Annotated in this window: 2 protein-coding genes; both read right to left on the bottom strand. The window is 64.8% G+C overall.

The genetic code is table 11. The features are described from left to right. The coding region (locus tag BFV97_RS18270; protein ID WP_069301779.1) for a DUF6878 family protein at positions 1 to 261 on the bottom strand (261 nt) is incomplete at its 3' end. A 122-nt stretch (positions 262 to 383) separates the two neighbouring features. Further along, positions 384 to 2,892 (bottom strand): strawberry notch C-terminal domain-containing protein (locus BFV97_RS18265; RefSeq protein WP_083225729.1); only part of this gene is annotated, 2,509 nt, incomplete at its 5' end.

Raw genomic sequence — 2,892 nt, 5'->3', positions numbered from 1 at the left:
GTGATGGTGATAGGCGAGCGACCAGGCGAAGTCGCCAACCTCTGTGGCAAGTGGCTCCGGCAGGTTGACCTCTGCAGGCTGCACCGTCACATCCTCGACATTGCCGGAGTCGCCATAGCCTTCGTATTCGGCAGTGACCTCGCTGATGCCAAGCGCACGTAGTTGCGCGAGCAGCTCCGTTCGGGATGCCTTCAAGGTGGTTTCGCGCTCCGCGCGCCACTGAGCCGCCATTGTGGCATAATCGATCTGGGGATTGGTCATGGGTCTGTCCTCTCGTCTGAATTTGGGGGGACCGGGCGTGGCATTGGTCTGCACGCGCCCGGAAAGCGCAGACCGGTGAAACCCAGATCCGCGACGCCCGACCGGAAGCCCGCTTTGACTTTTCAGGCGGCTTGTTCTGCCGCTCTGGCGGCTCCCTGCCCGACGATCAGAGCCAGAATGCCGGCTGTGTCGATCCCGTCTCCGTGCGGCAGGAACACCCGCAACTGGAAGGCGATGATCTCGGTGAAGCAGCCGAGGGCCTTGAGGCCGTCGATCATGCCCCGATCCGCACCGCCCAACTCAAGGCGCATCTCGCCTGCGACCCGGCGACGGGTCAGGGTGAGACCCCGGCCCAGATCGACCGGCGCGGTGGTGCCGAGGGCGACGGTCAACATCTCCTGTGGCGTTTGCGGATTGGAGACGAGGAAGCGGGCGCGCAGCGCGGCCGCTCCTTCCTCGCTCAGCGTGCGCCCGATCATGGCGGTCGCCCCGTCGGGCGTGACCCGGTAGATGCGCTCATTGGTGGTCGGAATGTCCTTCCAAATGGGCAGCAGCAGCCCGGTCAGCAGGTAGAGCTTGGTCGTGGTGGTTTTTGGCAGGGACGCTGCCTCGGCATCCCAAAGCCTTGCAAACTCGGGCCTTCCGATGTCTTCCCAGGCCGAAGACTCGAACCGCATCTCCTCCAGATAGCTCGACCCGTTTGGCCTCACCGCCTTGCGCATCAGCGTGACGATGTCCTCGTCATACATCTGCATGGGGCGCGCCGAGATGAGCGCCGCGCGACCGGAGGCGCGATTGACCATCGGCAGCTTGTCCGGATTGCGCGATATGGCCTCTTCGGCCCCAAGGACGTGGACCGGGTCGGTGACATCCAGCCCGATGATCCGCGTCACGGCGCCGGATTTCGGGCAGGTCCAGAGATCCTCTGTGGAGACCTGTTCGATCTTTTCGCCGCGCAGGGTTTCGACGCCGAGATCGAGCGTGCCCGCCGCGCGCGCGCGTTCGGTCTGATCAGCGATCCGGCGCATGAACTCGCCAAAGAGCGCGTTCTGCATGTGGATGGGAAGGGCCAGCACCCGGTTGAGAAACCGCTGGATCGGGGGAAGCTCTTCGAGCAGCACCCCGTCCTTGTCGATCAGCCGCAGGGCTGTCCAGTCGGTGAAGCTCTCGTAGCTCATCGCCTCGGCGCGCCCGGCGGCAAGATCGGCGAAATACCCACGCAGTGCCGCCCGCGCGATCGGGCTTTCGAGATTGTCCTCCTCGCGGAACATGCCCTGCGAGCCGGTCTCGCGCTGGCCCTTGGTCAGGGCCCCCAGCTGGTCGAGGCGTTTGGCGATCGTCGAGGTGAAACGTTTCTCGCCATGCACATCCGAGGTGCAGACGCGGAAGAAGGGCGCGCTGACCTGAGCCGAGCGATGCGTGCGCCCGAGCCCCTGGATGGCCGCATCGGCGCGCCAGCCGGGCTCCAGCAGGTAGTGCCGCCGCCGTTTCTGGTTCTTCGCCGTTTGCGCCGCGTGATAGGACCGGCCCGTCCCGCCCGCATCGGAGAAGATCAGGATATCCTTCTCACCATCCATAAAGGCTTGGGTCTCGGACGAATTACTGCTGGCGGCGCGCTTCTCGATGAAGAGATGGCCATCCTCGGCCTTGAGGGGCCGGATGGACCGGCCCGTGACCTCTGCTACAGCCTCGTCGCCAAAGGCCCAGAGGATCTGATCGAGCGCCGAGGGGATCGGGGCCAGCGTCATCAACTCCATCATGGCCGCATCACGCAGGGCGAGCGCCTCGCGCGAGACGACCAGCGCGCCAGTTTCATCGCGGAGCGGCTCGGCCACCATATTGCCGTCGATCTCGACCAGCTTTTGCGCATGAATCGGGAAGGCCTGTTCGAGGTAGCCGAGAACATAGTCGCGCGGCGTCAAGGCACCCTCGACGAGTTCATCCTCCGGGTCCATCGCCTCAAGCCGACGCTTCAGCAGGCTCTCGCCTGTCGAGACAACCTGGATGACGCAAGCATTGCCTGCCGCCAGATCTTCCTTGATGGCGTGGATGATGCTTGGAGCCTTCATGCCCATCAGGAGATGGTTGAAGAAGCGCTGTTTCGTGCTCTCGAAGCGAGATTTGGCAGAGGCGCGTGCGGCCGAGGCATTGGTCTCGCCCGAGGCATTGTTGACACCGGTCGCCGTCAGCGCCGCCTCGAGATTATGGTGGATGGTGCGAAACGCTCCAGCGTAGGCGTCATAGACCTCGATCTGGGCCGGGGTCAGCGCGTGTTCGAGCACATCGTATTCAACACCGTCGAAGCTGAGGGCACGCGCTGTGTAAAGCCCGAGCGTCTTGAGATCGCGCGCGACCACCTCCATGGCGGCAACGCCGCCGGCTTCCATCGCCGACACAAAGCTCTCGCGGCTCGGGAAGGGATATTCGGGGCCCTGCCCCCAGAGCCCCAGCCGCGCGGCATAGGCCAGGTTGTGCACGCTCGTGGCGCCCGTGGCCGAGATGTAAAAGACGCGCGAGCGCGGCGCGGCCAGTTGCAGCCGTAGGCCAGCAAGGCCCTGCTGGGAGGGTTTGACCCCCCTGCCCTGCTCGGACCCCGCCGCATTCTGCATGGCATGGGCTTCATCAAAAGCC

It is taken from the genome of Neptunicoccus sediminis, assembly GCF_001719615.1.
GTDB classification, from domain to species: Bacteria; Pseudomonadota; Alphaproteobacteria; order Rhodobacterales; family Rhodobacteraceae; genus Amylibacter; species Amylibacter sediminis.
This window is presented reverse-complemented; position numbering and strand designations above follow the sequence as displayed.